Origin of the sequence: Paraburkholderia sp. SIMBA_053 (genome assembly GCF_046534895.1) — a bacterium.
GTDB lineage: Bacteria > Pseudomonadota > Gammaproteobacteria > Burkholderiales > Burkholderiaceae > Paraburkholderia > Paraburkholderia caledonica.
Genome location: NZ_JAWRXU010000457.1, coordinates 1 through 288, shown reverse-complemented (window position 1 = coordinate 288; position 288 = coordinate 1). Strand labels below are relative to the sequence as shown.

1 protein-coding gene is annotated in these 288 nt (G+C 69.1%); it reads left to right on the top strand.

Annotation, left to right across the window (positions count from 1 at the left end):
- The coding region (locus SB753_RS36410; protein ID WP_410804968.1) for a YqjD family protein at nucleotides 1–205 on the top strand (205 nt) is incomplete at its 5' end.
- Nucleotides 206–288: the final 83 nt, after the last annotated feature.

Sequence of the window (288 nt, the reverse complement as noted above, 5' to 3'; positions counted from 1 at the left end):
CGTCGCACTGCGCGGCAAATTGCGCAAGCAGCTCGACAACGCGCGCGCCCGTTTAAGCGACACGCGCGAAGCCGTGCGCGAACGCGCCAACGTCGCGCTAGCCGATGCCGACGACTACGTGCATGAGAATCCGTGGCAGACGCTGGCGATTGTCGGCGGCGTCGCGTTGATCGTAGGCGCGCTGTTTGCCTCGCGGGTGCGCTGACAGGCGCGGCTACTGCGAACGCGCGCTTGCCAGGCGCGTGGCCACGACGGCACGCTACGGCGTCGCCGTCGTGGCCGCTCAGT